General features: G+C 62.4%; 30 protein-coding genes. 13 read left to right on the top strand and 17 right to left on the bottom strand.

Annotation, left to right across the window (positions count from 1 at the left end; translation table 11 throughout):
• Positions 1–18: 18 nt before the first annotated feature.
• Positions 19–534 carry a 30S ribosomal protein PSRP-3 gene (locus tag Syncc8109_RS09185; RefSeq protein ID WP_006850782.1) on the bottom strand — a complete coding sequence of 172 codons (516 nt, stop codon included), beginning with the start codon at positions 532–534 and terminating at the stop codon, positions 19–21.
• A 54-nt stretch (positions 535–588) separates the two neighbouring features.
• Here Syncc8109_RS09185 and Syncc8109_RS09190 point away from each other — a divergent pair, with 54 nt between their 5' ends.
• Positions 589–1359 (top strand): TIGR01548 family HAD-type hydrolase, encoded by a 771-nt coding sequence (locus tag Syncc8109_RS09190; RefSeq protein ID WP_006851361.1) that lies wholly within the window; start codon positions 589–591, stop codon positions 1357–1359.
• A 41-nt stretch (positions 1360–1400) separates the two neighbouring features.
• Here Syncc8109_RS09190 and Syncc8109_RS09195 read toward each other — a convergent pair whose 3' ends face one another.
• Positions 1401–2726 (bottom strand): aminopeptidase P N-terminal domain-containing protein, encoded by a 1326-nt coding sequence (locus tag Syncc8109_RS09195; protein ID WP_006850849.1) that lies wholly within the window; start codon positions 2724–2726, stop codon positions 1401–1403.
• Between the two features lie 87 nt (positions 2727–2813).
• Between Syncc8109_RS09195 and Syncc8109_RS09200 the strand changes: the two genes are divergently transcribed.
• The 5 genes from Syncc8109_RS09200 to ald all read left to right on the top strand — a co-directional run bounded on the left by Syncc8109_RS09200 (position 2814) and on the right by ald (position 8573).
• Entirely contained in the window at positions 2814–3812 is a 999-nt protein-coding gene (locus Syncc8109_RS09200) for a CNNM domain-containing protein (RefSeq protein ID WP_006851287.1), read from the top strand.
• Complete coding sequence (locus Syncc8109_RS09205) at positions 3809–5104, top strand: GTP-binding protein (protein WP_006849714.1); 1296 nt, start codon at positions 3809–3811, stop codon at positions 5102–5104. Before Syncc8109_RS09200 ends, Syncc8109_RS09205 begins: the two co-directional genes overlap by 4 nt.
• A 1-nt stretch (position 5105) precedes the next feature.
• On the top strand, positions 5106–5687 hold the full coding sequence (locus Syncc8109_RS09210; protein WP_006850048.1) for a nicotinate-nucleotide adenylyltransferase: 582 nt from the start codon (positions 5106–5108) through the stop codon (positions 5685–5687).
• Entirely contained in the window at positions 5687–7360 is a 1674-nt protein-coding gene (locus Syncc8109_RS09215) for an NAD+ synthase (protein WP_006851990.1), read from the top strand. The genes Syncc8109_RS09210 and Syncc8109_RS09215 overlap by 1 nt, the downstream gene beginning before the upstream one ends.
• A 73-nt stretch (positions 7361–7433) precedes the next feature.
• Positions 7434–8573, top strand: coding sequence for an alanine dehydrogenase (gene ald / locus Syncc8109_RS09220; RefSeq protein WP_006849837.1), 1140 nt, complete (start codon positions 7434–7436; stop codon positions 8571–8573).
• Here ald and Syncc8109_RS09225 read toward each other — a convergent pair.
• The 14 genes from Syncc8109_RS09225 to Syncc8109_RS09290 form a co-directional block, all read right to left on the bottom strand.
• Positions 8570–8998, bottom strand: a complete 429-nt coding sequence (locus Syncc8109_RS09225; protein WP_006851259.1) for a YchJ family protein — start codon at positions 8996–8998, stop codon at positions 8570–8572. The two genes, ald and Syncc8109_RS09225, sit on opposite strands and share 4 nt — an antisense overlap.
• Entirely contained in the window at positions 8998–10050 is a 1053-nt protein-coding gene (locus tag Syncc8109_RS09230) for a DUF3326 domain-containing protein (RefSeq protein WP_006851684.1), read from the bottom strand. Before Syncc8109_RS09230 ends, Syncc8109_RS09225 begins: the two co-directional genes overlap by 1 nt.
• A complete protein-coding gene (locus tag Syncc8109_RS09235; RefSeq protein WP_232202411.1) occupies positions 10047–10187 on the bottom strand; it encodes a hypothetical protein in 141 nt (46 codons plus the stop codon). Before Syncc8109_RS09235 ends, Syncc8109_RS09230 begins: the two co-directional genes overlap by 4 nt.
• A 41-nt stretch (positions 10188–10228) precedes the next feature.
• Complete coding sequence (locus Syncc8109_RS09240; RefSeq protein ID WP_006850728.1) at positions 10229–10558, bottom strand: 2Fe-2S iron-sulfur cluster-binding protein; 330 nt, start codon at positions 10556–10558, stop codon at positions 10229–10231.
• A 32-nt stretch (positions 10559–10590) separates the two neighbouring features.
• Positions 10591–11301: a TIGR02466 family protein gene (locus Syncc8109_RS09245; RefSeq protein ID WP_006850972.1), complete on the bottom strand. Its 711-nt coding sequence runs from the start codon at positions 11299–11301 to the stop codon at positions 10591–10593.
• A gap of 102 nt (positions 11302–11403) precedes the next feature.
• Positions 11404–12354, bottom strand: coding sequence for a F0F1 ATP synthase subunit gamma (locus Syncc8109_RS09250; RefSeq protein ID WP_006850398.1), 951 nt, complete (start codon positions 12352–12354; stop codon positions 11404–11406).
• Between the two features lie 13 nt (positions 12355–12367).
• The gene (gene atpA / locus Syncc8109_RS09255; RefSeq protein WP_006849812.1) at positions 12368–13888 is read right to left on the bottom strand and encodes a F0F1 ATP synthase subunit alpha; all 1521 of its coding nucleotides are present in this window, start codon (positions 13886–13888) and stop codon (positions 12368–12370) included.
• Between the two features lie 57 nt (positions 13889–13945).
• A complete protein-coding gene (atpH, locus tag Syncc8109_RS09260) occupies positions 13946–14494 on the bottom strand; it encodes an ATP synthase F1 subunit delta (protein WP_006850267.1) in 549 nt (182 codons plus the stop codon).
• Positions 14494–14976, bottom strand: a complete 483-nt coding sequence (locus Syncc8109_RS09265) for a F0F1 ATP synthase subunit B (RefSeq protein ID WP_025362495.1) — start codon at positions 14974–14976, stop codon at positions 14494–14496. The genes atpH and Syncc8109_RS09265 overlap by 1 nt, the downstream gene beginning before the upstream one ends.
• On the bottom strand, positions 14976–15440 hold the full coding sequence (locus Syncc8109_RS09270) for a F0F1 ATP synthase subunit B' (protein WP_006851720.1): 465 nt from the start codon (positions 15438–15440) through the stop codon (positions 14976–14978). Before Syncc8109_RS09270 ends, Syncc8109_RS09265 begins: the two co-directional genes overlap by 1 nt.
• Before the next feature lie 69 nt (positions 15441–15509).
• Positions 15510–15758, bottom strand: a complete 249-nt coding sequence (gene atpE, locus Syncc8109_RS09275; protein WP_006851467.1) for an ATP synthase F0 subunit C — start codon at positions 15756–15758, stop codon at positions 15510–15512.
• A gap of 170 nt (positions 15759–15928) precedes the next feature.
• Positions 15929–16654, bottom strand: a complete 726-nt coding sequence (atpB, locus tag Syncc8109_RS09280; protein WP_006852023.1) for a F0F1 ATP synthase subunit A — start codon at positions 16652–16654, stop codon at positions 15929–15931.
• A 24-nt stretch (positions 16655–16678) separates the two neighbouring features.
• A complete protein-coding gene (locus tag Syncc8109_RS09285; protein ID WP_006849693.1) occupies positions 16679–17017 on the bottom strand; it encodes a hypothetical protein in 339 nt (112 codons plus the stop codon).
• Between the two features lie 46 nt (positions 17018–17063).
• On the bottom strand, positions 17064–18233 hold the full coding sequence (locus tag Syncc8109_RS09290) for a bifunctional 2-polyprenyl-6-hydroxyphenol methylase/3-demethylubiquinol 3-O-methyltransferase UbiG (protein WP_006850277.1): 1170 nt from the start codon (positions 18231–18233) through the stop codon (positions 17064–17066).
• A 146-nt stretch (positions 18234–18379) separates the two neighbouring features.
• Between Syncc8109_RS09290 and Syncc8109_RS09295 the strand changes: the two genes are divergently transcribed.
• From Syncc8109_RS09295 to Syncc8109_RS09310, 4 genes are all read left to right on the top strand, one after another.
• Positions 18380–21334: a phycobilisome rod-core linker polypeptide gene (locus tag Syncc8109_RS09295; protein ID WP_025362496.1), complete on the top strand. Its 2955-nt coding sequence runs from the start codon at positions 18380–18382 to the stop codon at positions 21332–21334.
• Between the two features lie 409 nt (positions 21335–21743).
• Complete coding sequence (locus Syncc8109_RS09300; protein WP_006849995.1) at positions 21744–22229, top strand: allophycocyanin subunit alpha; 486 nt, start codon at positions 21744–21746, stop codon at positions 22227–22229.
• Between the two features lie 39 nt (positions 22230–22268).
• Positions 22269–22757 (top strand): allophycocyanin subunit beta, encoded by a 489-nt coding sequence (gene apcB / locus Syncc8109_RS09305; protein WP_006849956.1) that lies wholly within the window; start codon positions 22269–22271, stop codon positions 22755–22757.
• Between the two features lie 5 nt (positions 22758–22762).
• On the top strand, positions 22763–22963 hold the full coding sequence (locus Syncc8109_RS09310; protein ID WP_006851140.1) for a phycobilisome linker polypeptide: 201 nt from the start codon (positions 22763–22765) through the stop codon (positions 22961–22963).
• 57 nt (positions 22964–23020) lie between these two features.
• On the opposite strand, the gene Syncc8109_RS09315 is transcribed toward Syncc8109_RS09310, so the two are convergent.
• Entirely contained in the window at positions 23021–23827 is an 807-nt protein-coding gene (locus tag Syncc8109_RS09315; RefSeq protein ID WP_006850501.1) for a TlyA family RNA methyltransferase, read from the bottom strand.
• A 95-nt stretch (positions 23828–23922) separates the two neighbouring features.
• On the opposite strand from Syncc8109_RS09315, the gene Syncc8109_RS09320 reads away from it, so the two are divergent.
• The 3 genes from Syncc8109_RS09320 to Syncc8109_RS09330 all read left to right on the top strand — a co-directional run bounded on the left by Syncc8109_RS09320 (position 23923) and on the right by Syncc8109_RS09330 (position 26242).
• Positions 23923–24123, top strand: a complete 201-nt coding sequence (locus Syncc8109_RS09320) for a hypothetical protein (protein ID WP_025362497.1) — start codon at positions 23923–23925, stop codon at positions 24121–24123.
• A 109-nt stretch (positions 24124–24232) separates the two neighbouring features.
• Entirely contained in the window at positions 24233–25474 is a 1242-nt protein-coding gene (locus tag Syncc8109_RS09325; RefSeq protein ID WP_369792011.1) for an FtsW/RodA/SpoVE family cell cycle protein, read from the top strand.
• 54 nt (positions 25475–25528) lie between these two features.
• The gene (locus tag Syncc8109_RS09330; protein ID WP_006849940.1) at positions 25529–26242 is read left to right on the top strand and encodes a cytochrome c biogenesis CcdA family protein; all 714 of its coding nucleotides are present in this window, start codon (positions 25529–25531) and stop codon (positions 26240–26242) included.
• Positions 26243–26247: the final 5 nt, after the last annotated feature.

The raw sequence follows: 26247 nt of genomic DNA on the forward strand, positions 1-26247 counted from the left end.
TCAAATTGAAGAGCGTAATCAGGCGGTACCGCAAAAGGTGACATCGGGGAACTTGGCCTTGGCCTCATCGAGGCTCTTGCCTTTGCCCTCTTCCTGCCAGTAGTTGATCACCTCAGTGGCCTGGTTGAGCACTTCAACCCGCTCGTTGTCGGTGATCCAGCTCTTGCCTTCCAGCTCGGTCTTCAGGCTTTCCCAGGCATCCTCACGGGGCCAAAAGAAGTAGGAGGTGAGGGGGCTGGGGCCACCGCCAACGATCTGATCAACCGCAAGGGCCACGTTGTCGGGAAGCCAGAGAATCTTCAGCAGGAAGCGACCCTCATCGGCTTTGGGGGTGTAACCGGAAGGAACACCATCAGCATCGATGGTGGCCGTGGCCAAAGCCGCGGCGGCGCCCTTCAGCACAGGACGGCCTTCGCCTTCGCTGGTTGCAGGCTTTTCAGTGGTTTCAGCTGCCTGGGTGGCGCCTTCTGCCGCTTCGGCGGACGGAGTCGCGACCTCCTGGTCGGTAGGGGCAGCGCCTTCGGTGACCGTCATGGTGTCAGCGCTCAAGACAGAAATACAAACAACTAACCTACCAGCCGCTCCCCATTGGACGTTCTGGGACCCCCAACCATCCTGCTGTTCGACATCGATGGTGTGATCCGCGATGTAGCGGGCAGCTATCGACGGGCCCTTCAATGCACTGTGCAGCACTACTGCGATTGGCAGCCCAGCGTTGATGTCATTGATGCGTTGAAGTCGGAGGGAGCCTGGAACAACGACTGGGACGCCAGCCTTGAACTGCTGCGGCGCCATGGTGCTGAGCTGCCGGATCGCGCCGCGCTGATCGATGTGTTCAGCGGCTTTTACTTCGGCGGAGATCCGGACGGAGACCCCAGCCAATGGACGGGCTTTATCGGTGATGAGCCTCTTCTGGTGGACGACAGCTTTTTCGCGACGCTGTCGAAGCGCAAGTTGCGATGGGGATTTGTGAGTGGAGCTGAACCGCCCTCAGCCCGCTTCGTGCTGCAGCAGCGCCTGGGGCTCCAGGACCCGCCCCTGATCGCGATGGGAGATGCCCCAGACAAACCGGACCCCACAGGCTTGATCCGCCTGGCCAAAGCACTGGGAGCCAGTGCCGAGGGAGTTCAGGTGGCTTATCTCGGCGACACCGTGGCCGATGTTCACACCGTGATCCAAGCCCGGGAACGCTGGCCGGAACAATCATTCGTGAGCCTGGCGGTGGCACCTCCTCACCTGCAAACCGTAGAGCAGGCTGCGGCGCGCGAAATCTATGAGCAACGGCTAGAGGAGGCGGGCGCCGATCAAGTGCTGAAGACCACCGAAGCGGTCTTGCACTGGGAAGGAGCCGCGGGATGAGGGAGACTGTGCTCCGCGAAACTCCCCGCTGATCGAGGCGATCAGCGCTCCATCGCAGCAACGCTCTTGAGGGCGCCGGCGGTGAGCACCTCATGGCCGGTCTCGGTGACGGCAACATCGTCTTCGATGCGGATGCCGATACCTTTCCAGCGATCGTCAATCTCAGGCTGTCCTTCCGGCACGCTGAGGCGATCGCTGACGTAAAGACCGGGCTCAACGGTGAGCACCATGCCTGGCTCCAGCGGCGCAGGTTGCTCACCGAGCCTGTAGGCCCCCACGTCATGCACATCCAGACCCAGCCAATGGCCGGTGCGGTGCATGTACAGGTGGCGGTAGTCGCCTCGCTCGATGATGCCATTCACATCCCCGATCAGCAGGCCCAGGTCCACCAGGCCCTCCACCAAAATTCGCAGGGCGGTGTCGTGCACCGCCTCCGCCGTGCCGCCGGGAGCCACAACGGCAACCGCAGCTTCCTGAGCCTCCAACACCACGCTATAGAGCTCCCGCTGTTCCGCCGTGAAGCGGCCATTCACCGGGAAGGTACGGGTGATGTCGCCGTTGTAGTAATCCTCCAGCGAACAACCGGCATCGATCAGCAGCAGGTCACCGTCCTGAAGGGGGGCCGTGTTGGCGGTGTAGTGCAGCACGCAGGCGTTATCACCGCCGGCGACGATGGATCCGTAGGCAGGACCGCGGGCCCCGTTGCTGCGGAAGTGGGCCTCCATCGCCGCCTGCACCTCGGCTTCGTTCATGCCAGGGCGGGTGATCGATCGGGCCAGCTCGTGGGCTTCTGAGGAGATGCGACAGGCCTCTCGTAGACGCTCCAACTCATGGGGCTCCTTGCGCAGGCGCAGGCGATGCAGGATCGGCGTTGGTGCCACCAGGCCCAGGGCCGCCGTCCCTGTGCGGGCATAGGTATCCAGTTGCCGCCCCCAGGCCGAAAGCACCATCGATTCCACCGATGTATGGCGGCCCACCCGGAAGGCGATGGCTTCGGCACCGGCGAGGTACTCGGGCAGTTTTTCGCTCAGCTGATCCAGCGGATGGGCCAGGTCCGCCCCATAGCGCTCCACCGCTCCTTCGGTGCCCCAGCGGAAGCCAGTCCACACCTCAGCAGCCGGGTCCTTGGGCTGCACGAACAGTACGTAGCGCTCGCCTTCCGGTCGATGCGGCAGCAGTAGAGCCACCGCGTCCGGTTCATCAAAACCGGTGAGATAAAAGAAATCGCTTTCCTGCCGGAAAGGCCATTCACAGTCGGCGTGATGGGTCGCCAACGCCGCGGCCGGGATCACAGCGGCGGCAGCGCCGAGTTGCTCCATGAACAAGGCGCGACGACGCGCGTGGATGCCGGAGTCGAAACCGTTCACAGCAGCAGAGCGTTCAGGGGAACAGGATGGCAGTTGGCAAGGCCGAACTGGCCAGGGCCTCTACGATGCAAGGAGTTTCAGACGGCAATGAGCTCCGATCTCCTGGTGCTGTTGCTGCTGGTTTTGGTGGTGCTGCTGGGTTCGGCCCTCTGTTCCGGCGTGGAGGCCGCCCTGCTGACCGTGAGTCCGATCCGGGTGCACGAGCTGGCTGCCCGGGAACGCCCCGTGGCCGGGGCCCGGCGGCTAGCGCAGTTGCGTCAACGACTGGGGCGCACCTTATCGGCTCTGGTGATCGCCAACAACGGCTTCAACATTTTCGGCAGCCTGATGCTTGGTGGTTATGCCGCCTGGGTGTTCGAGCAGCGCAATATCAGCGGTGCAGCCCTGCCAGTTTTCTCGGTGGGACTCACCGTCCTGGTGATCCTGCTGGGGGAAATCCTGCCCAAAGCCCTCGGAAGCCGTCTGGCCCTGCCGGTGGCCCTGGCCAGCGCACCCCTGTTGCATTGGCTCGGCCTGGCGCTACGGCCGCTGGTGCTGCTGCTGGAACGGATGCTGCCGGCCATTACCGCCGAAGCGGAACTCAGCACCAATGAAGAGGAGATCCGTCTGCTGGCTCGTCTGGGCTCCCAGAAGGGAGAGATCGAAGCCGATGAAGCCGCGATGATCGGCAAGGTGTTCCAACTCAACGACCTCACCGCCCGCGACCTCATGACGCCGCGGGTGGCGGCGCCCACCCTGGACGGCAGCCTCAGCATCGAAGCCCAGCGGGCCAAGCTGATGAGCACGAACGATCCCTGGTGGGTGGTGCTGGGTGATCAAGTGGACAAGGTGCTTGGCGTGGCCAGCCGCGAACGGGTGCTCACCGCTCTGTTGGAGAACCGCGGCCTGCTCACACCCGTTGACCTCTGCGAACCGGTGGAATACGTGCCCGAGATGATCCGGGCCGATCGGCTACTGACAGGCTTCCGGCGCGATAGCGGTGGCGTACGCGTTGTGGTGGATGAATTCGGCGGCTTTGTCGGCGTGATCGGTGCCGAATCAGTGCTGGCCGTGCTGGCCGGCTGGTGGCGTAAGCCGGCAGCATGAAAGGGATGCAACCCACCCCGCCCGATACCGTTGAGCGCTGCCAGCTGCTGCTGGAACACTGGCGCAGTCAGCTTCAGCTGAGCCCACGGGACCAGGGACTGCTGGGGGGTGAATTGCAGCTGCTGGATCGTCAGCTGCAACGGCTGCAGCAACGGCGCCTGCGCATTGCTCTGTTTGGTCGGGTGGGGGTCGGCAAATCCAGCCTGATCAATGCATTGATCCGCCAGCCACTGCTGGCAACGGATGTCGCCCACGGCAGCACCCGCCATCAGCAGGCGGTGGACTGGCCCGTGGAGATTGCCGGACTGACCAGGGTGGAACTGGTGGACACCCCCGGCATTGATGAAATTGATGCCGCTGGGCGGGCTCGCTTGGCCTCCCGCGTGGCCATGGGGGCTGATCTGGTGCTGCTGGTGGTGGACAGCGACCTGACCCGGGCCGACCTGGAGGCCTTACGCACGCTGCTGGAGAGCGGCAAACCCCTGCAGCTGGTGCTGAACCGGAGCGACCGCTGGCCAAAGCAGGAACGTGCCGAACTGCTGCGCAGCATCCGCGCCCGGCTGCCGGTGGATCTACCGATCACCGCGGCAGCGGCAGCGCCCCGCAGCCCCCAGATCCAGGCAGATGGACGGGTGCGCAGCAGGATCACGGCGCCGCAGGTACAAGATCTTCAGAAGCAGCTTTGCCGGCAGCTGGAGAACGAAGCCACCCTGCTGCTGGCGATTCAGTCGCTGCGCCAGGCCGACCGCTTCCAGAAGGCCTGCCAAGAACTGCGGCTGCAACAGCACCGCCGCACGGCCCAGAGCCTGATCGGTCGCTATGCAGCCGCCAAGGCCACCGGCGTGGCCGTCAACCCTGTGATGGCACTGGATATGGCGGGAGGCATGGCCTGCGACACCGCCCTGGTGCTGCAGCTCAGCCGTCTCTACAACCTGCCGATGACACCTGCGGCGGCAAGGCTGCTGCTCACCCGACTCTCCAGCCACAACGCCTTGTTGGGCGGAGTGCAGTTGGGGCTGGCGGCCCTCAAGCAGGTACTGCTGCTGCTGGTGCCGGTGAGCGGCGGCGGCAGCTTGGCCCCTGCAGCGCCGGTGGCCCTGGCCCAGGCCGCCCTGGCAGTGCATGCCAGCCGCCGAACGGGGCGTCTGGTGGCTCAGCAGTTGCTGCGACGGCGCGGTGGACAACCAGGTGCACTGTTGCGCCGCCTGGCCGAACGTGATCCCGTGGTGCACCATTGGCTGTTGCGCTGGCCCAAAGCCCTGGAGCAGGATCTGCAACCACTGCTGCCCTGAGATGACCGCTGCTGCCATCGCTTTGCTGGGCACCAGCGCCGATCCACCCACCCGCGGCCACCAGGTGCTGCTGGAGGGTCTGTTGAGCCGCTATGGCCAGGTTGCGACCTGGGCCAGTGACAACCCCCTGAAACAGCACGATGCCCCCCTGGCGTTGCGGGCGATGCTGCTCGGCCAGCTGGTGCAGCAACTGCAGGATGAACGGCTGGAGCTGGTCCAGCATCTGAGCAGCCCTTACACCTTGATCACCTTGCAACGGGCCGCCCAGCATTGGCCTGATCGCGACCTGGTGTTTGTGGTGGGAAGCGATCTCGCCGGCCAGGTTCCCCGCTGGAAACAGAGCGATTGCTGGCTGCCGCAGTGCCGCCTGGCCATAGCCCCACGTAAGGGTTGGCCCCTCGAGGACGCGACGCTGCAGGCACTGCGCGATCTGGGCGGACGGGTGGAGCTGCTGGATCTGGAGGTTCCCGCCACCGCCAGTTCGCAACTGCGCCAGCAACCGAATGAAGCTCAGATCCCTGAAGCGGTGTGGCCGCTGTTGCTCCAGCACAATCTTTATGGCCTCTCTGGGAGCCTCTGCTGATGCGTATCGCACTGGCGCAACTCAACCCTGTGATCGGCGACTTCGAGGGCAACGCGAAGCGGATTCTGGAGGCCGTGCTCAGGGCAGAAGAGCAGGCTGTTGAGCTGGTGCTCACCCCTGAACTCTCCCTCTGGGGGTATCCCCCTCGGGACCAGTTGCTCGAGCCCAGCCGCCTCAAACAGCAGGACATGGTGCTGCAGTGGCTGGTGAACCAACTCAACAGCAGCGTCACCCTGTTGGTGGGAGCTGCGCTGCCCGCAACAGATGCTCGCAGTCCACGGCTGCACAATGGTGTGGTTCTGGTGAATCGTCTGGGCTGGCGTCCGATTGCCCAGAAACAGCTGCTGCCCAGTTACGACGTCTTTGATGAGCGTCGCTATTTCCGCCCCGGCGATGGGCCCTGCCTGCTCAGGCTGCCCAACGGGAAGCGAGTGGGCCTCACCATCTGCGAAGACCTCTGGGTGGATGACGGCCTGCAGCGCGAGCGCCTGGACGGACCGGATCCCATCGATCAACTGATCCCCGAACAGCCGGATCTGGTGATCAATCTGGCGGCTTCCCCCTTCGATGCCTCCAAGCCAGCCTTGCGCCAACAGCTGGCGGCGGCGGCGGCGCAACGCCTCAATTGCCCTCTGATCTACCTCAATCAAGTGGGTGGCAACGACGAGCTGGTGTTCGACGGGGCCAGTTTTGTGATGGGAGCCGATGGCGCCATGCAGCTGGAGCTCCCCGTCTGTGAGGAGCACCTGGCGGTGTGGGACAGCGACCATCCCACCTCGATCCAGATTCAACCCATGCCCCCCCTCGAGCGACTGTTCCGCGCCCTGGTGCTTGGGGTGCGTGACTACGCCAGGAAATGCGGGTTCAACAAGGCATTGCTGGGGTTGAGCGGCGGCATCGACTCAGCGCTGGTGGCCGTGATCGCCAGCGCAGCCCTTGGGAACGAGGCGGTCTCAGCGCTGTTGATGCCCTCCCCCTGGAGCTCGGCTGGATCCATCGACGACGCCTTGGCCTTAGCCGAACGGTTGGGGCTGCAGACCAACACAGTACCGATCGCCGGCCTGATGGAGGGCTACGACCAGGCCCTGACCGCACCGCTAGGGGCAACGCCCCAGGGCGTGACGGCGGAAAATCTGCAATCACGCATTCGCGGCACCCTGCTAATGGCCGTGGCCAACCAGCAGGGCCAACTTCTGCTCACCACCGGCAACAAATCCGAGCTGGCCGTGGGGTACTGCACCCTCTACGGCGACATGAACGGCGGGCTTGCGGTGATTGGCGATCTCTACAAAACCAGCGTGTTTGCCCTGTGCGACTGGCTCGACAGCGACGCAGCCCTGGGCTGCCGCCAGGCGCTGGGACTCCCGACCCACGGGGAGCTGGTGGGGGAGGCGATTCGACGCAAACCCCCCAGCGCCGAGCTCAGGCCCAACCAGAAAGACAGCGACTCCCTGCCCGACTACCACGCTCTGGACGCCCTGCTCAAAGCGCTGATCCAGGAGCGCCAGTCTGGACCAACCCTGGTGGAGGCCGGCCACGATCCCGCCCTTGTTCAACGGGTGGAACGGTTGCTGAAAAAGGCCGAGTTCAAGCGACGCCAGGCAGCACCGTTGCTCAAGGTGAGCCCCCAGGCCTTCGGCAGCGGCTGGCGGTTGCCCATTGCAGCGGCCTAAAGCAGTCCCACCCTTGAGATGTGGCGGGTTGCGCGCAGCGGAGCCAGATTGAAGGGATCCCCTTGAAGCCGCCATGGCAGCCTCCGTTCTCTCGGCCCCGATGGCCAGCATCGGTGTGCCGAAGGAGATCAAGCTCGATGAGCAGCGCGTGGCGCTGACTCCCGATGCGGTGCGGGAGCTGGTCAGCCAAGGCTTGGAGGTGCGCATCGAAACCGGTGCCGGGGCTGGAGCGGGAATCGGTGACGAAGCCTTCGCCGCCGCCGGTGCCCAAATGGTGAGCCGCGACGAGGCCTGGGGCGCTCATTTGGTGGTGAAGGTGAAGGAACCGCAGGCGGAGGAATTTGCCTACCTGCGGAAGGACATGGTGCTGTTCACCTACCTGCACCTGGCCGCCTATCCCAGCGTTGGCGAGGCCCTGCTGGAGGCAGGCACCGCCGCCATCGCCTACGAAACCGTGCAGCTGGAGAACGGCAGCCTGCCGCTGCTGGCGCCTATGAGCGAAATCGCGGGACGCTTGGCGGCCCAGGTTGGAGCTCACCTGCTGGAGAAACCCCACGGCGGCCGCGGCGTGCTGATGGGGGGCTGCACCGGCGTGCAGCCGGCCCGGGTGGTGGTGCTTGGCGCCGGCACCGTGGGATGGAATGCCGCACGAACGGCCGCCGCCATGGATGCCGAGGTATTGCTGCTCGACCGCTCACCCCAGCGGTTGCGCAGCCTGGAGGCCGACCGGCGCGGTCGCTTGATGAGTGTGGTGAGCAGCCGCGGGCTTCTGGAACGGTTGGTGCCAACGGCGGATCTGGTGATCGGAGCCGTGCTCACTCCCGGCGGGCGCGCCCCCACCCTGGTGGACGAGGAGATGGTGAAGCAGATGCGGCCCGGTTCGGTGATCGTGGATGTGGCCATCGACCAAGGCGGCTGCATCGCCACAAGCCAGGAGACGACCCACCGCGATCCCACCGTGACCATCCACGGCGTGCAGCACTACGCCGTGGGCAACATGCCTGGTGCGGTTCCGTTCACCTCCACCGAAGCCCTGGTGAGCGTGACACTCCCGTACATCCTGGGCATCGCCGGACGAGGTCTTGAGGAAGCGGTGACGGAACGACCGGAACTCATCTCCGGCCTAAACACGGTGCAGGGATCGGTCTGCCACCCCGGCGTGGCCAAAGCACTGGGGGTACCGCCGCGGCATCCGATGGCCTGCCTGCGTTAGCCCTCCAAGTGGAGTGCACCCACATAGAGCCAAGGGCCATCCTCCGCGCCATCGCGACGCTGAAACAGGGAGGTTTCCTTCAGCACCCCACCGCGATAACGGGCTTCAAACTGCACCGTTCCATCTAGATCACGCGGGCCGCCGGCGCTGACACCCAGCACAGTCAAGCCGAACCAACGGGTCTGCCGGCAACTCCGCTCCAGGGAACGACGCCGCTGCTGTGCTGGAACATCCGGCTCGGGATGGGTGGCCAGCAGATAGTCGATCTCGCCGCGCGCAAAAGCTGAATATCTGGAGCGCATCAACTGTTCAGCCGTTTCGGCACGCTGATCGCCGCGATGCAAGGGCCCGCAGCAGTTGCGATAAACACCACCCCCACAGGGGCAAGAGCTCTGATCGGAGGCTGCACCGAAACCGCCAGGCATCAATCCAACCGTTGCAGCGCTGGTAGTGGCCGGCCCAGGGACGCCGGACTCAATCCCTCCCGCAGCGCCAGCACCAACCCTGCTGCCTCGCTGTAACTGCTGGCATGAAGAACGCCTTGGCTCAAACCAATGGCGTCGGCCGTAACCGACAGCACCGATGGATTGGCCACGCAGACCACGGGCAAATTGCGCTCCACACAGGCCAACACCGCCTCCCCCCCCAGGGCACCTTCGGGCACCACAACTGCCCCCAATTGCGCCGCATCAAGATCGCCAGGCTGTCGGGGGGCGCTCACCAGATCCGGTGCTCGGCTCAGCCCCACCAACACGCAGGCCAGGAAGGTGTAGCCGAGCTCCTCACCCGCCGCCCTTGGATCCAGCTGCGGATCCAGGGGCAAAGGGTCCAAAGCGGGCGCATGGGCACAGGGAATCTGCAGGTGCTGCACCAGCAGGTGGCTGATCACCGCTTCAGCACCGGCCAGAGCATCCACGCCACTGCCCTGGCGATAAGCCGCCAACTCCTCACTCTTCGAATCCTCCGGAAAGCGGGCCACCACCGAAATCGCCGTCGCCCCGGCTTGCTTCAAGCGTTCACCAGCCCGCAACAAGGCATCAGGACACCCCAATCGCCCCCAGCTGGCGCCACTGGCACCGCACTCAAGCGTCACCTCAAGGGGCGCATCCGTTGTAATGACCGGGCCGATCTCTAAACCCAGGCTGGCGCGACAGCCCTCAGCCACCTGAATCTGGCGCTGGGCCAGCTCGGGCTCGATGCCGGCATCCAGCAGCAAGCCGATCCGTTGCCTTCGCACCGGCCGCAGGGCCCAATCACCCACGGCAAACCGATCGAGGCCATAGCCCTCCACATAGAGCACGCGGGAATCGCTCCAATACAGCGAAGCCCCGTTCATCACATTGGGATGGGTGATCAGGCAGCCGCTCGCTGCAGCCAGCAACCGTGCAGACGGCAGGGCGTCACCGGCGTAGCCACCGATGTCACAACCGATGCCTGTCGGCACCAGCATCAGCGTTGGCATCGGTGCCGAGCTCACGCGCTGATCACTGCCTCCAATTGAAGGGTTCGAGCACCATCGGCGCTGGAGTGGACTGCGGTAAGAGCCCAACGCAGCACATGACCCTCCTGAGCCAACTGCTGACGGATCCAGCTGCGCAGCTCAACCAATGGCACATCAGCGGGCCAAGGAAACTGGCGTTGCAGGCTAGTGAGCCTCACTTCTGGTATTGACCGAACTGGGCTTCGTAGAGCGCATCCTCTTGCGCCGCCTTGAGGGTGAGATCGGCCCGCGGGAAAGCCACACACAGCAGGCTGTAGCCCTGCTGCTGAAGCTCACCCTTCACGCCCATTGCATCGGGCTGTTCAACACTGCCCTCGCTGATCACCGCAGCACAAGTGGTGCATACCCCGGAGCAGCAGGAGCTGGGAAGGGTAATGCCAGCGGCCTCAGCAGCATTCAGCACCGTCTGGTCAGCGCGGCAGGGAAAGCTGTGGGTTTCGCCTTCGAACTCGGCACGGACGGTGTAGGTGGCCACGTCGGACATGCCGGGCTCAACAAGGAAGATGCCGCATTCTCTCAGGCAATGGGCTCCTCCAGCGAGTCCCAATGGCGGGGGTGGGGCGCCAGAAATTCCGGCGAACCACCCTGCATTGGTGCTGTCAGCACGAAATCAAAACTGATGGAACAGCGCAGCTCGTCTGGGGCGTCATTGGGCAGAACGCTGTGGTGCAGGCTCGACGGAAACAGCAGCAGCAAACCCTGGCGTGGGGCCAGATCCCAGTGGGACTGATTGAACGGGTGGCCTTCAGCAATTGGGCCGCCATAACCAACGGCCAAACCCGCCACCAACTCATTGGGTTGATGGGAGGTATGCAGCCGCAACACGCCTTCTTCTCCCGAGCCGTTACCGGTGAGGTAGAGAACAGCGCTGAGATGGGCATTGGGGTGATGGTGGCGGCCAACCGCTTGATCCCAATCACTGATCACCGGCCAGCAACGCTGCAGATGCAGGGCCACTTGGCTTCGCTCAAACCCAAGCGAATCGAGATAATTCCAGGCCTGCTCAACCACCAGCTGAGCCAAGGCCTGAAAGGGCTGCTGTTGATGCAGCTGCCACACCTCATGCAGGTCGCCCGTCCAGGCGCAGCCTTCACTGGGGTTGCCATCGGCCTCGCCGCGAAGCTCCAGCAGAGCCTGAATGCAGGTCGCCTGCTGCAGAGGGTCGAGAGGAAGTTGCGTTGTTGCCACGACGGTGGGGAAGAGCTGATGAAGCTGAAGCACGCCCACTTCTCAAACCGCTCAGCTTCATCGTTAACACGGCACAAAAAAACCGGCCCCGAAGGACCGGCGTTGGCTGAATCAATCGAGCGAAAAGATCAGCCGAAATGGTTAGCCAACAGCGGCAGCACCACCTGCAACTTCCAGGATCTCCTGAGTAATCGCAGCCTGACGGGCCTTGTTGTAGTCAAGGGTGAGGGTCTTGGCCAACTCCTTGGCGTTATCGCTGGCGTTGTTCATGGCCGTCATCCGGCTGGCCAGCTCGGAGGCTGCCGATTCCTGAAGGGAACGCAGCATCTGGTTCTGCAGATACAGCGGAAGCAGTGCATTCAGCAACTGTTCAGGGGTCTGCTCAAACACGATGTCCGAAGGAATCTTCGGCTCAGTGTTGGCAGGGCCTGCACCAGGCTCCACCGTCAGAAGGCCATCTTTGGTGGTGAGACGGAAGATCTCATCATCAGGATCAGCGATGTCCTGAGGATCCAAGGGCAGCAGGGTCTGAACCACGGGCTTGCAGCTCACCAGATTGATGAACTTGGTGAAGATCAGCTCAACGCGGTCAGTGCTTTCGGCCAGGAATTCAGCCAGCAGATCTGTGGAGATCGTATTGGCCTCATCGGCGGTGGGCACCTGTTCGAGACCGGAGAAGGTGGCCTGGATTGGGTAGTCGCGACGGGTGAAGTAGCCGATGGCTTTGGTACCGATCAGCAGCAGCTTCACATCGAAGCCCTTGCCCTTCAGCTCAGCAAAACGCTGTTCAGTGCGCTTGATGATGTTGGCGTTGTAGCCACCACACAGGCCTCGATCACCGGTAACCGCTACCAGGGTGATGGTCTCCACATTGCGCTGCTGCATCAGGGGAGAAGCAGCATCTTCGAAGCCCATGCGGGACTGGAGGTTTTCCAGAATCCGGGCCAGCCGATCCGCGAAGGGACGACTGCGGAGCACTTGCTCCTGGGCGCGGCGCACCTTGGCCGCAGCCACGAGGCGCATGGCCTCGGTGATCTTGCGGGTGTTTTTGACCGACTTAATTCGGTCTCGGATTTCCTTGAGATTCGCCATTTCGGCAGCTCCTTCAGGCCGCGGAAGCGACCATGGTGGACACGACTTCGGTGATGGCGTCCTTGAGGATCGCCTCAGCCTCAGGACTCATCACTTTCTTTTCCTGAATTTCGGTGATGAACTCCGCCTTATTGGACTTGAGGTACTCACGCAATTCACGGGAGAAGTCGACAACCTTTTCGACGGGGACGTCGTCGATAAGGCCCTTCACACCTGCGTAAACAATGGCGACCTGTTCAGCAAGGATCAGGGGGCTGAACTGAGGCTGCTTGAGCAGCTCACGCAGGCGCTTGCCGCGCTCCAGCTGCTGCTGGGTGGAAGCATCCAGGTCAGAAGCGAACTGGGAGAAGGCGGCCAGTTCGTCAAACTGGGCCAGCTCCAGTTTCAAGGTACCGGCAATCTTCTTGATGGCCTTGGTCTGGGCAGCACCACCCACCCGGCTCACAGAGATGCCCACGTTGATCGCAGGACGCAGACCTGAGTTGAACAGGTCGGAGCTGAGGAAGATCTGACCATCCGTGATCGAAATCACGTTGGTGGGGATGTAAGCCGAAACGTCTCCGGCCTGAGTCTCGATGATCGGCAGGGCGGTCATGGAACCCTTACCCATGGCGTCAGACAACTTGGCTGCACGCTCAAGCAGACGGCTGTGGCAATAGAAGACGTCTCCGGGATAGGCCTCACGACCGGGCGGACGACGCAGCAGAAGCGACATCTGGCGGTAAGCAGCAGCCTGCTTGGAAAGATCGTCGTAGATCACCAGGGTGGCTTTGCCCTTGTACATGAAGTACTCGGCGATAGTGGCGCCGGTGTAGGGAGCCAGGTACTGCAGCGCAGCGGGCTCGGAGGCGTTGGCCGCCACGATCACGGTGTAATCGAGGGCACCGCGCTCACGCAGCACTTCAACGACGTTGGCCACGGAAGCAGCCTTCTGACCAACAGCGACGTAGACGCAAATCATGTCCTGATCCGCCTGGTTCAGGATCGTGTCGATCGCGATGGCGGTCTTGCCGGTCTGGCGGTCACCAATGATCAGTTCGCGCTGGCCACGGCCAACGGGGATCATCGCGTCGATGGCGGTGATGCCGGTCTGCATCGGCTCGTGCACCGACTTGCGCTGAATGATGCCGGGCGCCATGGATTCGATGAGGCGCGTCTCGCTGGTGGCGATTTCGCCCTTGCCATCGATGGCGCGGCCCAGGGAGTTCACCACGCGGCCCAGCATGGCTTCACCCACGGGCACAGCGGCGATCTTGCCGGTGGCCTTCACCGTGCTGCCTTCCTGAATGCCGTAACCCTCACCCATCAGCACTGCGCCGACGTTGTCGTCTTCGAGGTTCAGGGCGATGCCTTCAGTGCCGTCCTCAAATTCAATAAGTTCGCCGGCCATGGCTTGCTGCAGGCCGTAAACACGGGCGATGCCATCGCCCACGGTCAGAACGGTGCCGACATTGCTGACGGAAACCGACTTGTCGTAGTCCTCAATCTGCTTTTTGAGGATGGCGCTGATCTCGTCGGGACGGATGGAAACCATGGCGTGTGATCCCTGCTGGGAGTTGGGGAGGAAGGAGCGGTGGAGGAAAGAGTGAGGTCAGCTCGCCTTGGCGAGTGCCAGACCGAGGCGACGAACCTGGCCAGACAGGCTGGCGTCGATCACCTGAGATCCGAGACTCACGACGAAACCGCCGATTAGGGACGGATCCACACTGAGGTCGATGTCGACCTTGTTGGTGCCGGCCATGGCCTGCACCTTTTTGGACAGTGCCGCCTGTTGATCCTCATTGAGGCTTTGAGCAGAACGGACCTGGGCCAGCGTGATGCCCTGCTGTTCCCGATAAAGCTCGAGATAGCGAAGCATCACCGCATCAAAAGCGATGAGTCGTTGACGGTCAGCCAACACCTTCAGCAAATTGAAAACTGAAGGAGTGACATCCTCACCAACCAACGCCTTGAGGGCTTTCTTCTTGGCATCCGGCTCAAGAACCGGGGACACCATGGCGTCGCGGAAATCTTCCGAGTCGTTCCAGATCGCAAGCAATTGCTTGCATTGATCGGCAACGGTTTCAGACTCGCCGCGGGCTTCGGTGACCTGAAGCAACGCTTCGGCGTAGGGGGTAGCCAGAGAATTGAGGAGAGGCATCAGGCGTTCTCCAGATTTTTGATGGTGGAATCGATCAACTTGGCCTGAGCACTAGCGTCGAGACGAGACGGAAGTTCGGCAAGAACATTGTCGATTGCCGCCAGGGCGGCCTCACGTCGCAGGCTGTCCTTGATCCGAGCAGCATCGGCTTCGGCATCGGCATCGGCACCGGCCTTGATCGCAGCCATCACGGAGATGGTGCGCTTTTCGCCTTCAGCCCGGATGCCTGCGGCACGGGCCTGGCCATCAGCACGAATCTTCTCGGCTTTCTGCTGGGCAGCAGCCAACTCGGACTGGGCCTGGCTCAGATTTTCGGTGGCGGTCTTCAAGCGGGAGTCTGCGTCCTGTAATTCCTGAAGGATGGCGGCGCGGCGGCGTTCCAGGATTCCTCCAAGGAAACCGCGCAGGAACCAAAACAGGAGCCCGATAACGATGACCAGGTTGACCAGATTGGTCTCGAGCGGATTGAGATTAAGGGTCATCACGCTGCCAGCAAACGGTTGATGATCGTGGTGCTCAGCTGATCCACCTGACCCTTGAGCTGGGTGCGGGCGGACTCACGCTCGGCCTCGATGGCACGACGGCTTTCCTCTTTGGTGCGGTTGGCTTCAGCTTCCGCCTGGGCCAGCGCTTCGCGGTAAAGCCGATCAACTTCTTGTTCCGCCTCAACGATTACTGCCTGAGCGGCCTGGCGGGCACCTTTCAGCTGTTCAGCCAGATCAGCTTCCAGGCGTTCAACCTGGGCAAGCTTCTGCTTGGCATCAGCACGACTGGTGGAGATATAGCCCTCACGATCTTCCACGACCTTGCCGACCGGACGGAAGAAGAGGACATTGAGCAGGAAGGTGAGGAGAACCACCTGAACCGCCATCAGCGGAAGGGTGGCATCGAGGTCAAAAAGACCTCCCTCCGGAACACCTGCTTCAGCGAGCAGAAGCCAGGTCATGGAAAGGTGCGCTGGGAAGGAATCGAAACAAGAAGTTCAGAAGGGGGATCAACGACCCCCCTGGACTGATCAGCCGGCGAAGGGGTTGGCGAACAGAAGCACCAGAGCCACCACCAGGCCGTAGATGGTCAGCGATTCCATGAACGCCAGGGACAGCAGCAGGGTGCCGCGGATCTTGCCTTCGGCTTCGGGCTGACGGGCGATGCCCTCAACAGCGCCGCCAGACGCGGTGCCCTGACCGATACCAGGGCCGATGGCGGCGAGGCCGACTGCCAGGCCAGCAGCCACAACGGAAGCGGCGGAGGTGATGGAATCCATGTTGGGTGGTGTAAGGGGAAGCGCTGGGGAGCGCTGTACGGAATGGACTTGGGGATCGGTTCCCCCCGCGCAGGGACATTCCCGAAGGAACGGGCCCGGGTGCAATGCCGGACCTGCGCGCGGATGTGTTTAGCAGATCGCCGTTCTCAGGCGATAGAGGGGATCGGGTTTTAGTGGGCCTCGTGGAGGCCTTCACCGATGTAGAAGGACGCCAGGGTCGCGAAGATCAGAGCCTGAATGGCACTGGTGAACAGACCCAGAAGCATCACAGGAAGGGGCACGATCAGCGGAACCAGGTACACCAGCACCCCCACAGCCAATTCGTCGGCAAGGATGTTTCCGAACAGACGGAAGGAGAGGGAGAGAGGCTTGGTGAATTCCTCGATGATCTTGAACGGGAGCATGATCGGGGTTGGCTCCACGTACAGCTCGAAGAAGCGCAAACCCTTACGGCTCAGGCCGGCATAGAAGTACGCCAGGGACACCAGCAGAGCCATCGCCACGGTGGTGTTGATGTCTGCGGTGGGAGCGCCGAGCTCACCCTCAGGGAGTTCGAAGATCTTCCAGGGGATCAGAGCTCCGCCCCAATTGCTCACGAAAATGAACAGGAACAATGTGCCGATGAACGGCAGCCAGTCGCGGTAGTACTTCTCGCCGATGTTGTCGCGGGCGATGTCGCGGATGAAGTTCCAAAGGAATTCGAGCAGATTCTGCAGACCGATCGGGTCACGCTTCATCCCGCGGGTGCCAACAAGCACCACAGCAAGGAGGATGCCGATCAGGATCCAGGAGCTCAGGAACACCTGGCCGTGCAGATACAGATCGCCGATCTGCCAGTACAGGTGATGACCCACTTCCAGTTCAGCGAACGGGAGTGGTAAGGGCAACAAAGCCATGGGTGCAGAGAAAAGTGCTCAGACTCAGCGGTCGTCAAAGACGTGCTGAAGAATCAGGGCGGGCTTGTAGAGAAGGAATCCCAGGAAGGCCGGCAGCAGATCGAGCTGAGGCAGCTTGGCCGAACCAACCACAAGCAGGGTTGGAACGATGAGCTGAAAACGCCCCAGTCCACGGGACTGGTCACTGAGCCGGGCCACACTGCGAGCCAGCAAGCGCACGTACAGAAGTCCGGCGCAGGAGCCCACAAAAACACTGCCGGCCACCGAAAGATTCATGGTGAGAGCCACGATCGGAACCGTGACGAGTGACACCAGAACGGTGGCCAACAGCAGGCGACGTTGAAGACGATAAAAATCTTCCAAGCGCTGCCTGAAATGGCGCGCGGAATCTATCACGCGTTCGCTGCTGTTATTCCTGCAACAGAAGCAGCTGGCGGTTCACAAGATCGCGGATCTGATCAGGAGACGCAAGGGTCCCCAGCGTCTGTTGCGGCTGCTCGGCGACAGTCCGCAGCAAGGAGCGGTCGGCATCACTGAGCTGAATGGGCTCCATGTTGCGACCAAGAATTGGATCGGGTTCCCCCCAGAGGCAGGGCTGCACCAAACCCCTGGCCCGACCAAGGGCCTCATCACTCCAGCGAGGTCGTTCCACCGGTGCCGCGGAGAGAAAGAACTCGAAGTGGCTGATGTCGGGATCCAGCTGCTCCACAAGCTCCCACTGCTGAAGCGGTGGCAAGGCCTGGGCTCGTTCCAGCAGCTCTCCGTGCAGAAGGCGTGCTGGATCCCAGACCTCCGGATTGGAGAAGCCGGCGAAATGCAGACCCGCCGTTTCGATGAACGCGAAGAGGCGCACGAGGTTGTAACTGGTTTCCTGTGGGTGCAGGTACATGTCCGCGAAATTCGCGTCAGGTGCGCAATCCACAGCCCAGCGTTCACGGTGATGACGGGCAAGGCGGTTGCCCTCGGGCAGGCTCTCGAAGAGTTCCCGCCCTAGACGCAGGCCTTCCGACCCTGTGCCGGCATTCAAAATGCTCAGCGCTTTCTGGGTCCGATGGATCTCCCAGCGACCGGCATCGGCATAAAGAAAGAGATGCAGCAGACCCGAAGGAACCAGGCGATCCGCTAGGGAGCGCAGCCCCGCTTCCGGCTGATCCAGGTGATGCAACACCCCAACCGAATTGATGTAGTCGAAAGAGCCTTCGTCGCTGAGATCAAGAAGACTGCGCTGCTCCTGACGCAGGGAGGCCACTTGTTCAGCCGCCCCGGAGCGCTGGCAGCGTTCCCGCGCCACCGCCAGAGCCCCATCACTAATGTCTACCCCGAGCACATCAGCGCCCGGGTTGAGATGGCAGAGGTAATCGGTGCTCACCCCGGTTCCGCAGCCGGCATCGAGGATCCGCGGCGCCTCCATCTTTGCAGGGATTGATCCGAGCACGGCGGCCAGAACGCTGCGGTGACACCAACGCCAGTTGTATCCCGGGGGCGGTCCGTCCTGCAGTGGATCCCCCGGGAAGGGGAAGCGGTCATAAAACGCACTAACCACAGGAGTCGCAGCATCACTGGGCTTGGGGTGGGTCATGCAGCACAGATTTCGCGCCTGCGAGCTTTTCACGTCAGACCCGTGGATCCCCTGCAGCACCGCAAGGCCTGCAAACATTTGTTCATGGGGCCACGGAGGGCCATCCCAACAGCCGTAACGTGGCGCGATCCGGCTTGCTTTCGTCGATGACAGTGACCGCCAGCAGCGGCAGCCCGCGCGTGTCTCCCCAACTGTTCGACACGCTGCCGCTCTCCAGCGTCCGTCAGGCAGAGCAGCAGGACCGTTTCCCTGACAACGGGGAACTAGACAGTCTTGTGACCTTCTTCCGAACCGGTCAGGACCGGATCGAAGCGTCCCGGATCATTGCGGCCAACGCCGAGGCCATCGTGGCCCGCGCCGCCAACAGAATTTTTGTGGGAGGAACGCCCCTATCCTTCCTTGAATCACCTCTAACAACGGGCGAAACCGGCCGTTCAACCGTTCAGGGAGGCACTCCGCTGGCAGCAGACCAAGCCGCGTTTGAGCAGTCGGTGCGCACGTTCACTGGCGATAGCGGCACCAAGAAAAGAGGCAACTTCCTGACCCGTCTTCTCGAAGGGGCCGGTGGGGATGCTGATATTCGTGTGGTGCTTCCCACAGGCTTCAACGCCATCAGCGTGGCCAAATACGGCCCGGCCTTCATGCGCAAGTCAGTGCGCGACATGGGTTGGTTCCTGCGCTACGTGGGATACGCACTGGTGGCCGGAGACCCAAGCATCCTTGCGGTCAACACCCGCGGCCTGCGCGACATCCTTCTTGAGAACTGCTCCCTGGCCGCCACCAATGTGGCTCTTCAGGAAATGCGTGCCGCCTCAGCGGAACTGCTGCGGGATCGTCCTGAAGCCCGTCAGATGACCATCGACTGCTTCAACGTGCTGTTGCAGGAGCTGGCCATCCCCACCCCCAGCACCAAGCAACGCCAGGGAAGTGCGGTGCAACAGGGCCTGCAGCTGCCCGCGATCTATGCCCTGGCCTCCGAGGGACGTCAGCTGTTTGAAATGCGGCCGGGTCTGTCGGGTGCCGAGAAGGCAGAAATAATCCGTGCCGCCTACCGCCAGGTTTTTGAGCGAGACATCGCCAAGGGCTACTCCCAGACCCCCTGTGCAGACAAAGCCAGCGCCGTCGCCCAAGGCCAGATCTCAATGCGCGAATTCGTTCGTGCCCTCGGCCGCAGCAAGGAATATCGCCAGCAGTTCCACGACGGTTTCGTCAACAGCCGCGTGGTGGAACTGGCTTACCGCCACTTCCTCGGCCGGGGCATCAGCTCCCTCGAGGAATTCCGCAAGTCATTCGCGATCCTCAGCGACCAGGGCCTCAATGGCCTGGTTGATGTGCTGGTGAACTCTTCCGAATACGCCCAGGCCTTCGGAGAGGAAACCGTTCCCTACCTCCGGGATCTCGGCACGGAAGCTCAGGAAAGTGCCGGCTGGGGCTCCAACCGCAAGCTCTTCAACTTCAGCGCCCCGTTCGATGGCGCACCGCAGTACGTCACCCTTTACGCCTCCTACCGCCAGCCCTTTGCCGACCAGCACGTCTACGGCGGTGGCAATGATCCGGTGGCGAACAAATTCGGCGCCATCTTCCCGAGCGGAACCGCCTCGGTGGCCACACGGCCAGCGCCTTACGGCTACGACAGCCGCCGGCTGCTGGTGAGCAACGGTCTAAACAGCCCCGGGCAACTGGACAGCGCCAGCTTCCGCAAGAGCCGCCCCCGCAAGGGTGGTCCACGTGTGATGCGACTTCAGCAGATCGCCACGGGTGGCACTGTGAATCCAGGGCGAGGTGGTCAGCCCAGCGTCCGTACGACTGAGGCCAGCACCCAAGCCGTAATTAAGGCTGTTTACGTGCAAGTGCTCGGCAACGGCGGCTATGCGGGAGAGCGGATGAGCTCTGATGAAGCCCGCCTCGAAAACGGAGACATCTCACTCAAGGATTTTGTTCGGGCAGTCGCCAAATCCGATGCTTTTCGACGCCGCTACTGGAGTGGTCTTTACATCGTGAAGGCGATCGAAGTCATGCACCGCCGTCTGCTGGGACGCCCCACCTTCGGCCGCTGGGAAATCGATGCCCTGTTCGACACCGCTGCCCGCCACGGCTTCTACGGAGTGGTTGACGCTCTGATCGACAGCAAGGACTACAGCGAAGCTTTTGGGGCCGACACAGTCCCCTACGAACGTTTCATCACACCCGGTGATGTGACTGCACGCCGCACTCCAGGCTGGTCACGTGCTCTCAATCTTGAGGCTCCCGCTGACCTCACCCTCAGCAGCCGTCCTGAAACACAACAGCGGTCCGAAGCATTCCGCAGCAGTGGCGATGTAACGCCACGCAACCTGCCGGACACTCAAAAGACAGCCACCCAAGATTTCACGACAACGACGAGCGGAAACGCCGCTGCGCCCAGTTGGCTGTCGGTAGTGCGTCAACAACGTCTTGCGTCCAACAGGACTGGCTTCCCGATGCGGCGAGCAAGCAACTCAACGCCAACCAGCATTGGTGGCCGGTCATGGAGCGTTGAGCTGATTTCTTCTAATGCTCGGAGCGGGCAAGCACTCCCACGCATGGGGATGGCTCTTGTCACAGAAGGCGCTGAAGGATTCCGCTTGCGGGGTGGACTTCCCGCGACGCTGGAGCTGAAACAGCCGTGCAGCGAAGATGAACTCCAGACTGCTGTAAATGCAACCTACAAGCAGCTTCTCAACCGTGTCCCCACAGGGAATGAGCGTCTCATCAGCGCGGAATCACGGCTGCGCAATCAGGACATTGACCTGACCGAGTTCATTGCTGAGGTAGCGATGAGCGAAGCGTTCCAGAAGCGCATCGCCACGATGGCACCCCTTCGGGCCGCGTCTGCGGCAGGTTTGGCTCTGCTGGGACGGGCCACCACCCCAGCAGAAACCAGCCGCTTCCTGATCACCCGCGCTCAAGCGGGTCATGGGGCTGCCGTGACTGAACTACTGGCGGAACGTATCAGCACGACGGTGCCCCGCATCGACGGCATGGCGACCGCATCAGGGGTCAACCAAGCCACCATCCAGCGCACGGCCTCGCTCTATCGCGGCAATGCCGGCCTGAATCCCCCCACGGGCGACGCGATCTGATCCTCAGGTCTCCATTTCGCTGACAAACAGCCTCCACAAATTACGTTTGTTTTTGTGATCCGATCCCGGTGAAGTAAGGCTTCATCGGGATCATTTTTGTGTGTTGCAAGCACTCAGGGGCGATCTCGCAGATCGCAATGATGCCAAGGCTTCTCCGCAAAACAGACGCGCCGTGAAGAACTGTTACCCAGCCAAATTTCCCTGGCCATCGCCAGCGCAGAATGCATCAGCCGAATCCAAGGGAGCGAGCTCACCCCGGTCAGTGTTGACCGATGTGAACAAGTCTCACTCCCAACGCTTCGACCCCCTGTCCCAGCCTTATAGTCTGGGACGCGATCCCTCGGGATCACCCCTTATTCACCGGATACCGGTCTCCTACGGGCGGCCGCTTGTTTCGAGGCAGAACTGCATGAGCATCGTCTCCAACTCGATCATCAACGCGGACGCCGAAGCCCGCTACCTCAGCCCTGGCGAACTCGACCAGATCAAAGCCTTCGTCACCGGCGGTCAACGCCGTCTGCGCGTGGCCCAGGTCCTGTGCGAGAGCCGCGAGCGCATCGTCAAGCAGGCTGGTGGTCAGCTGTTCCAGAAGCGTCCCGACGTCATCTCCCCCGGCGGCAATGCCTACGGCGAAGAGATGACTGCCACATGTCTGCGCGACATGGATTATTACCTCCGCCTCGTCACCTACGGCATCGTTGCCGGTGACGTCACTCCGATCGAAGAGATCGGCGTGATTGGCGCGAAAGAGCTCTACCGCTCCCTGGGCACTCCCCTCGAAGCATTGGCTGAATCCGTGCGCGAAATGAAGATCGTCGCCATGGGCCTCCTCACCGGAGCCGATGCAGAGGAAGCCGGCACTTACTTCGACTACGTGGTTGGCGCCCTCGCCTGAACCGCACGCTGATTTTCTCCCTCGCCTCCTCACGGATCCATGCAAGACGCCATCACCAACGTCATCAACAAGTCGGACGTCCAGGGCCTCTACCTGGACACGGCTTCGATGGGCAGCCTCGAGTCGTATTTCGCCAGCGGTGAACTGCGCGTCCGCGCTGCTGCCACCATCAGCGCCAATGCTTCGGCGATCATCCGCGATGCCGTAGCCAAGGCCCTGCTCTACTCGGACATCACCCGTCCCGGCGGCAACATGTACACCACCCGCCGCTACGCAGCCTGCATCCGCGACCTGGATTACTACCTGCGTTATTCCACCTACGCCATGCTCGCTGGCGACACCTCAATCCTTGATGAGCGAGTTCTGAACGGCCTCAAGGAGACCTACAACTCCCTGGGTGTGCCAATCGGCGCCACCGTTCAGGCCATCCAGGCAATGAAGGAAGTCACCGCCGGACTGGTCGGTCCTGATGCAGGTAAGGAAATGGGTGTCTACTTCGACTACATCTGCTCCGGTCTCGGCAACTGAGCCCCATGCGGTTGTTCAAAGTCACCGCCTGCATTCCCAGCCCTGAAAAGGTTCGGACGCAGCGCGAATTGCAGAACACCTTCTTCACCAAGTGGGTCCCCTACGACAGCTGGTTCGCTGAACAGCAGCGCATCCAAAAACAGGGTGGCCGTATCATCAAGGTGGAGCTCTGCACCGGGGGTCAGCAGGTCAACGTCGGCAACTGAACTCCGCTCCAAAGCAAGTTTCTAGCCCGGTTCAACACCGGGCTTTCTTGTTGGCCATCAACCTTTGAGGGTCTGCGCCACCAAAGCATCGAAATCCGGAAGAACAGCGGCATCTCCCTCCCCCAACCAAAGCACGTACTCGTGGTTGCCGGCCGGTCCAGTGATCGGCGAAGCCACCAAGCCCTGGGGCTGCCAACCCGATTCTGCTGCCGCTGCAATCACAGATTGAATGGCATCCCGATGGGCCGCGGGGTCACGCACCACGCCGCCCTTGCCAACGCGGCTCTTGCCCACCTCAAACTGCGGCTTCACCAGCACCAGCGCGTCGGTGTCGGGACCCCGCAACAACCGGCGCAACGCCGGAAGAATCAGCCGCAGGGAAATGAACGACACATCGGTGACCGCCAAACTGGGCCAGGGATCGTCAGCCCCATAGAGATCATCGGGCTGCAGATGGCGCAAGTTGGTGCGTTCCCGCAGCACCACCCGTTCGTCGGTACGCAAGCTCCAGGCCGTCTGGCCGTAACCCACATCAACGCCATAAACACGAGTAGCACCATGCTGCAACAGGCAATCGGTGAATCCCCCTGTAGAGATGCCGCCGTCCAGGCAGACGCGCCCCTCCACCGGCACAGCGAAAGCCTTCAAGCCCGCCAGAAGTTTTTCGCCCCCTCGAGAGACAAAGCGGGGGGGCTGCTCCACCCGCAGTTCTCGCTCCGGCGTCACCTCCGTTCCGGGCTTGTCCAACAGGGTGCCGGAGCCATCCCGCACCTTTCCAGCACGAATCAATTGCTGCGCCTGTTGGCGTGAGCTGACCAATCCACGGGTCAGGAGTTCCAGATCAAGACGCTGTTTGGACGCCATTGCGACATAAAAGCAGACCGATCCCGAAGAAAACCGGCGATCCAGCTGCTGGAACGTGTTCTGCCTGGAGGATTTCCCAATTCGCGTCGAGGGACGTGTCCAACCACCACTCCCAACCCGCCAAGGTGGTGCCGCTGTTGCAGCCGGGCAGCTTTGTGCGACTCGACAACCAGCCCTGCGACCTGCCGCCCTTCCAGGTGCTTCACTGCCGCGGCGGACGCTGCTGGGTGCGCCAGCAATCCTGGGGATCCCACGTGCAATGGGAAGTCGAGCATGAGCGGTTGAACGTTGCATAAGCGAAACCGCTGCTCACCAAGTCCTGCAAAGACTCCCAGCCAACAATTCTGTTCAATCAGTGCCTTGGCAAAGCAACCATTTCACGGCTCAATGGAGCATTGATGCTGTTTGAGCAAACGTTTGAGTCACGCGACAGCCCTACAAAGAGCTTCGAGACGACGGGGTAAGCAAGAGACTCAAACGTCGGCTCTGGTTCAGCGGCTGCTTCCCTTGCCGTGGCAGCTCTGGCCGGCAGAAGCTCGCCTGCTGATGGGGCTGGCGGGATTCTGGAGTGTGGCAGGGCTGGTGGTGTTGGCGTCCGCCAGTTGGTGGGTGGCCCTACGGGAAATGGGCGATGGCGGTTTTTATTTGAAACGGCAGGCGATCTGGCTCTTGGCCAGCTGGAGTTTGCTGGGCATCACGATCTCCACCAACCTGCGGCGATGGCTGCGCTGGTCAGGCCCGGGGCTGTGGATGGGCTGCCTGCTGATCGCCGCCACCCTTGTGATGGGCACCACGGTGAACGGCGCCAGCCGCTGGCTTGTGCTGGGCCCGCTGCAGATGCAGCCCTCGGAGCTGGTGAAACCCTTCGTGGTGCTGCAGGCCTCCAACCTGTTCGCCCCCTGGAACCGCATGAGCCTCGACCAGAAGCTTCTCTGGCTGGGGAGCTTCGGCGGGCTCCTGCTGCTGATCCTCAAGCAACCCAACCTCTCCACAGCGGCCCTGATGGGACTCACCCTCTGGATGGTGGCCCTGGCGGCTGGGCTGCGCTGGCGCAGCCTGTTGGGCACCGCCCTGGCGGGATCGCTGATGGGCACTGCAAGCATTCTGATCAATGAATACCAGCGGATCCGGGTGGTGTCGTTTCTGGATCCCTGGAACGACCCGATGGGAGATGGCTATCAGCTGGTGCAGAGCCTGCTGGCGATCGGATCAGGCGGTTGGATGGGGCAGGGCTATGGCCTCTCCACCCAGAAGCTCCAATATCTGCCCATCCAAAGCACCGACTTCATCTACGCGGTGTTCGCCGAGGAATTTGGATTCGTGGGTTCAGTGCTGCTGCTGCTGTTCCTGATGCTGGTGGCCTGGGTGGGGCTGCGGGTGGCCCTGCGCTGCCGAAGCAACCAGGCCCGGCTCGTGGCCATCGGCTGCACCACGATCCTGGTGGGCCAATCGATCCTGAACATCGCAGTGGCCTCTGGGGCGATGCCCACCACCGGTCTGCCACTGCCCTTGATCAGCTACGGCGGCAACTCGCTTATGTCGAGCCTGGTGATCCTGGGCCTGCTGATCCGCTGTTCACTGGAATCCACCGGCTTGATCGGGGGACGACGATCCAAGGGGCGCCAACGGTCGTTGCTTCAACGCTGAGCCTGGTCTGGTGAGCAGCTTGCCTGGATAGGCTTTCCACACTCAAGGGCACCTGTGGACCTGCTGCTGCTCTCCGATTTGGCCCAGAGCGGCGAACAGCTGCTTCAGCGCGCCCTGGCGGATCCAGGTCCACTGACGCTGGCACTTGTGTTTGGTGGCGGCGCCCTTACCAGTCTTGGGCCGTGTTCCCTGTCATTACTGCCGGTAACGCTGGCCTACCTGGCGGGCTTTGACGATGGCCAACCGGCCTGGCAGCGCAGCCTCGCCTTCTGCGGCGGCATCGTCGGCGCCCTAGTGGTGCTGGGAAGCATCAGCGGACTGCTGGGCCGGATCTACGGCCAGGTGCCGGCACTGATCCCCACCTTGGTGGCGATCCTGGCGGTAGCGATGGGGCTCAACCTGCTGGGTGTGCTGCGAATTCCACTGCCCAGCGGTCCAGACCCGGAGCAATGGCGTCAGAAGGTACCGGCCCCGCTGGCGCCGGTTGCAGCAGGACTGGCCTTCGGGCTGGCTGCCTCACCCTGCACCACCCCCGTGTTGGCGGTGCTGCTGGGCTGGATTGCCCAGAGCGGACGTCCCCTAGCAGGGGTGGCCCTGCTCAGCAGCTTCGGTATCGGCCAGGTGCTGCCCCTGCTGCTGGCGGGCACCTTTGCAGCTGCCATTCCCAAGCTGCTCGCTCTGCGGGGCATCAGTCGCTGGGTGCCGCCAGCCAGTGGAGTGGTGCTGCTCATTAGCGGCCTACTCACCCTGCTGGCCCGCTGGAGCTGATGGGA

It is taken from the genome of Synechococcus sp. WH 8109, from assembly GCF_000161795.2.
Lineage (GTDB): Bacteria > Cyanobacteriota > Cyanobacteriia > PCC-6307 > Cyanobiaceae > Parasynechococcus.

Coding starts and splice junctions, on each gene's coding strand:
- Syncc8109_RS09295 (WP_025362496.1), top strand. CDS start 18,380: ATGACAGTGACCGCCAGCAGCGGCAGCCCGCGCGTGTCTCCCCAACTG.
- Syncc8109_RS09270 (WP_006851720.1), bottom strand. CDS start 15,440: ATGACCTGGCTTCTGCTCGCTGAAGCAGGTGTTCCGGAGGGAGGTCTT.
- atpA (WP_006849812.1), bottom strand. CDS start 13,888: ATGGTTTCCATCCGTCCCGACGAGATCAGCGCCATCCTCAAAAAGCAG.
- atpB (WP_006852023.1), bottom strand. CDS start 16,654: ATGGCTTTGTTGCCCTTACCACTCCCGTTCGCTGAACTGGAAGTGGGT.
- Syncc8109_RS09205 (WP_006849714.1), top strand. CDS start 3,809: ATGAAAGGGATGCAACCCACCCCGCCCGATACCGTTGAGCGCTGCCAG.
- Syncc8109_RS09265 (WP_025362495.1), bottom strand. CDS start 14,976: ATGACCCTTAATCTCAATCCGCTCGAGACCAATCTGGTCAACCTGGTC.
- Syncc8109_RS09315 (WP_006850501.1), bottom strand. CDS start 23,827: ATGGCGTCCAAACAGCGTCTTGATCTGGAACTCCTGACCCGTGGATTG.
- atpH (WP_006850267.1), bottom strand. CDS start 14,494: ATGCCTCTCCTCAATTCTCTGGCTACCCCCTACGCCGAAGCGTTGCTT.
- Syncc8109_RS09250 (WP_006850398.1), bottom strand. CDS start 12,354: ATGGCGAATCTCAAGGAAATCCGAGACCGAATTAAGTCGGTCAAAAAC.
- Syncc8109_RS09240 (WP_006850728.1), bottom strand. CDS start 10,558: ATGTCCGACGTGGCCACCTACACCGTCCGTGCCGAGTTCGAAGGCGAA.
- Syncc8109_RS09300 (WP_006849995.1), top strand. CDS start 21,744: ATGAGCATCGTCTCCAACTCGATCATCAACGCGGACGCCGAAGCCCGC.
- Syncc8109_RS09290 (WP_006850277.1), bottom strand. CDS start 18,233: ATGACCCACCCCAAGCCCAGTGATGCTGCGACTCCTGTGGTTAGTGCG.
- Syncc8109_RS09185 (WP_006850782.1), bottom strand. CDS start 534: ATGACGGTCACCGAAGGCGCTGCCCCTACCGACCAGGAGGTCGCGACT.
- ald (WP_006849837.1), top strand. CDS start 7,434: ATGGCAGCCTCCGTTCTCTCGGCCCCGATGGCCAGCATCGGTGTGCCG.
- atpE (WP_006851467.1), bottom strand. CDS start 15,758: ATGGATTCCATCACCTCCGCCGCTTCCGTTGTGGCTGCTGGCCTGGCA.
- Syncc8109_RS09310 (WP_006851140.1), top strand. CDS start 22,763: ATGCGGTTGTTCAAAGTCACCGCCTGCATTCCCAGCCCTGAAAAGGTT.
- Syncc8109_RS09200 (WP_006851287.1), top strand. CDS start 2,814: ATGAGCTCCGATCTCCTGGTGCTGTTGCTGCTGGTTTTGGTGGTGCTG.
- apcB (WP_006849956.1), top strand. CDS start 22,269: ATGCAAGACGCCATCACCAACGTCATCAACAAGTCGGACGTCCAGGGC.
- Syncc8109_RS09225 (WP_006851259.1), bottom strand. CDS start 8,998: ATGCCTGGCGGTTTCGGTGCAGCCTCCGATCAGAGCTCTTGCCCCTGT.
- Syncc8109_RS09215 (WP_006851990.1), top strand. CDS start 5,687: ATGCGTATCGCACTGGCGCAACTCAACCCTGTGATCGGCGACTTCGAG.
- Syncc8109_RS09210 (WP_006850048.1), top strand. CDS start 5,106: ATGACCGCTGCTGCCATCGCTTTGCTGGGCACCAGCGCCGATCCACCC.